Genomic DNA, 3810 nt, shown 5'->3' on the forward strand with positions numbered 1-3810 from the left:
CCGGCAAAGATCTCGCCCTGGCTATTGGCGTCGGTCGCCGCGGCCAGAACCGCACCAGGACGTGCGGCCAACCTGCGGACCGCCGCGTCCGTCGCCGGCGACCATCCACCGCCGGTACTGAGATAGACGCTGCCCTCGCGAAGGCCCTCAAATGCCGCAAGGCTCATAGCGTCAATCGCCGCTTCAGTGACGCAAAGACGCAGGGCGTCGGAGGAACCAAGGCGAAACAGAATTTTAGAACCACCTGTCGAAAAGCCGCGCCAATCGCGACCGCGCTCCTCCCAGCCAGTAACAACACTATCGTCATTGACATGCGCGGCCCACATGCTGCCGTAAGGGCCTTCCCGGAGACAATTGCTTTGGATGGCTTCCCGGATGATCGTTGCCGGTAGGCAGCGCTCGGTATGCAGGTAGCGCCAGGTCATGGATCCGCGCCACGGGTGACGTCGTTTTGCCCAGCGTTCCGTGACGGGAGTGTCGTGAGCGGAACTTCCGGCCGGAGCAGACCAAACAGGGTTCCCGGCGATGACGCCGATCAGCTCGGCCACCCGGTCGAGCGCCTCGACGAAGGTGACGCCATCCAGATGCTCCGCAAGACCGAAGACATCGCCCTTCGCGTCGGACAGCGGATCGAACCATCCCCGCCCCTCATGGATGACGATGACGATTTCTGCACCGCGCCGGTATTTGACGGCCTTGCGGGTGCTTTCCTTGACGTCGATGGCAAAGCCGGCCCGTTGCAGCAAAGCTGCGCACGGGACGCGGTCCCGAAGGTCTTCCAGTTTCTGTTTCTCCATTATTTTCCCGGCGCTCTTGGCGCCGCCCCTCTCTCCAGATTCATCTCTCCCGCAATTTGCGGGACCGGTTCCGGCGGCCGCGAAGAGCAAAGGGGGCAAGGGCGCGGCTGGCAATCTGCAGATTTGCATTCCGCTCCGGATGACCTGCCAGCGGCGGCGCAGCTTCCCTTGCCGCCTGCCGCGCGCAAGCGGCATCAAGGAGAGGAGAATGCCGGCTAATGAGCCGGCCAGGGATGGAATTCATGCACGATCTCCAGATCGTCTTCGTCATCGAGTTCGTCGCTCGGCAGAACGCCGAACTCGTCGCCGGACCTGAACAGTGTGACCGGAACCATGAGGGTGCGGGCGAGTTGGAAGGCGTGGTTCTGCGCAAGAGAAAGATCGGTGTTCATTTGAGGCTCCATCTTTGGAGCGGGCCATTCCCGCTCGATGGCTCCCGTCAGTGTCCGGAACCAGTCGCGATCACCGCAAAGGCAAAGCCGAAGCGGCCGCAGCTTGGCTCACGGACCCCGTCAGCGGGTTGATCGACGGAGATCCGGGGCCGGACCAGGAAGCCATCCATCAAGAGCGGGATTGGGACGCCTCCATGGACCTTCCTCCGACAAACAACGATCGTGCGGATGGGGATCTTGGTGTACCCCTCGATACCTGATGCTACCTTCTTTTCGCTCCGGTCATCAGGTCAGAGTCGATGCGTATGCCTGCTGGAGGCGGGTCACATCATATACGACGTGAAGCTGCGGACGCCGGACATTAGGGATTGCGAGCCCTAAGGAGCCGCCCCTTGAAAAGCCGACACGCAACCGATATATATTGCTCATAGTCGAGAGCGCTGATCCGTCGGTGCGTTGAACGATTGTTTCACTCGGCTTACCGAATTGGAGCGGACCGCATGCGGTCCGCTTTTTCGTTTCAGGGGGATTCGTTGCATCTACTATATCTCGACGAGTCTGGTCATTCGCATGATCCAAGCTCGGACTTTTTCGTTCTTGCCGGGTTCAGCATATTCGAGCGCCAAACGCATTGGCTGGAAGCCCAGATAGATCCTGTAGCCGCGCGCTTCAGCTCAACCAATCCTCGAGAAATTGAGTTCCACGGAAATCCAATGCGCTCGGGCAACGGCACATGGAAAGGCGTGCCTCCGAATGAAAGGGTTCAAGCCGTCGTCGATATCTTGTCGCTACTGGCCGACAAGCAGTTGCAGCTGAAGGTGTACGCCTGCGTCATCGAAAAGAAGCTCTTTTCGCCTGATGACATTTTGGCACGTAGTTTCGAGGATGTGGCCTCGTGTTTCGATGGATACCTGAAGACGCTCTATAAGAAAAAGAACCCCCAACGTGGCTTGGTCATCCTCGACAAAAGCAATTATGAGGAGAAAATCCAAACCCTGTCTCATGTGTTCAAGCACGTGGGGCACGCCGGTGGACAACTCCGCAACTTTGCTGAAGTGCCGCTTTTCCTAGATTCCAAGGCATCGCGCCTGATTCAGATGGCGGACTTGATCGCCTACTGGATTTTTCGTCACTTTCAGTCAGGCGACCAGCGGGGCTATAACCTCATAAGACCATACTTTGCCCGCTATGGCGTCGGACCAGTCTCGGGCCTGCGTTGTCATGTCGCGCCCGAGACCGAAGCGCGCCTCGCATCTCTCCCCGATCCAACTCACCCATTTCCGAATGCGACGCCGAAAGGAATTGTCACCGACATACCCCAAATTTCCACGCTTGAAGATTAATTCAGCTCGAGGGCCTAATCGGCTCTTCCAACATACTAGGCTCTAGCAATTTAGTGAAAATTCCGGCTCTTCACCTTCAGCGTATCGATATGAAGGTCGGGCACGAACATGTCGCGCGAATCCGGCCCGCCACCTCCATGCGCGAACTCATCGCCTCGCCCGGTTGGCAGCCTGAACTCGGTATCCCGATCGGCAAGTCCAACCAGATCGCCTGAGAGATCGAAGAGTTGCTGGGCTACGAGATGGACGACCTCCCCTTCCCGCTGGATGCGGCCGTTGATCGCCGTCATCGATGATTCCAGCACGATGCCGCCTGCGGTTCTAGAATAGAGACGGCCAGACAACGACGTTGGCCGGTCCAGTCTAGTCCTCGATGGTGATGAACATGACACCCTTGGCTGATCCCGGCTTTTGCCGCACAAGGACGAGGCCAGCGGTATAGACCCACCAACCATCGCGTGCATTCATCGACTCGGCACAGGTGATGATGTTGCGGGCGGACAAATCCTTGCGCAGGAAGGCGACCGGATGCTGTCGCAGCGTCAGCCCGGTATGGCTGTAATCCTAGATGACGTTGTGACCCTCCGTTGTTGAATTTCAGCTGGATTTGACCCATTTTTTCATTCCGCGGTGAACCACGCAACTGAAACTAGAGTGTTGATCGCCAACATTTTCTCGTAGCGCAGGCGGATCACCCCGAAATGGAAAAGTGATCTAAATCGGAGTGATCATCAACATGTTGCCCCAATAACGTGCTCCTGAATTGCAACGGATGTCGGCCGCGATGACGACTTCTGTTCAGCGGAAGTGAGTGCATATGTGGTCAGCGAATGCGCGCACTCTTGGGACCATGTCTGCTCGATTTGGAAACGTTAGATTGAGCCGCGTCGGGCGGAGCCCCGCGTGCGGGAGGAGCGGTTCTGCATTGCCAGTCATAACGGCATCCTGGCACAAGCCTTGCGGCAACAGAGCAACACCAAAGCCGTTCAACATCAGATCCCGGGCCAAGGCGTGGCTATCGACCTCGATCGCACCGGCAGGTAGGGATGCACCACCAAGCACATGCTTCTCCAAGTAGGCGCGTAAGATTGGTTGCGGGGAGATGAAATCCTCCACCTCGCTGATATTTTCCGGCCGCCCCTTTCGCTTCAGCCACGATGCGCTCGCATAGAAAGCCCATTCGATGTCGAGTAAGCGTCGTTCGATTGCAGTCTGGGCAGGGTTCGCGCCGACTCTGACCGCAATGTCGATGTTGTCCTCGACAAGGTCCATCACGGT

The 3810-nt window shown here is 58.0% G+C and carries 4 protein-coding genes and 1 pseudogene; 1 reads left to right on the forward strand and 4 read right to left on the reverse strand.

The features are described from left to right. A partial coding sequence (locus ACUTJJ_RS24810; RefSeq protein ID WP_445543755.1) for a DUF3991 domain-containing protein occupies positions 1-797 on the reverse strand: 797 nt, incomplete at its 3' end. Between the two features lie 215 nt (positions 798-1012). Next, positions 1013-1189, reverse strand: a complete 177-nt coding sequence (locus tag ACUTJJ_RS24815; RefSeq protein WP_035211408.1) for a hypothetical protein — start codon at positions 1187-1189, stop codon at positions 1013-1015. A 500-nt stretch (positions 1190-1689) separates the two neighbouring features. Between ACUTJJ_RS24815 and ACUTJJ_RS24820 the strand changes: the two genes are divergently transcribed. Beyond that, complete coding sequence (locus ACUTJJ_RS24820; RefSeq protein ID WP_445543756.1) at positions 1690-2532, forward strand: DUF3800 domain-containing protein; 843 nt, start codon at positions 1690-1692, stop codon at positions 2530-2532. Positions 2533-2582: 50 nt separating this feature from the next. On the opposite strand, the pseudogene ACUTJJ_RS24825 reads toward ACUTJJ_RS24820, so the two are convergent. Further along, positions 2583-3120, reverse strand: a pseudogene (locus tag ACUTJJ_RS24825) (OB-fold nucleic acid binding domain-containing protein); the annotation flags it as partial. Positions 3121-3330: 210 nt separating this feature from the next. Beyond that, positions 3331-3810 (reverse strand): LysR substrate-binding domain-containing protein (locus tag ACUTJJ_RS24830; protein WP_445543757.1); only part of this gene is annotated, 480 nt, incomplete at its 5' end.

It is taken from the genome of Agrobacterium sp. DKPNP3 (assembly GCF_052686535.1).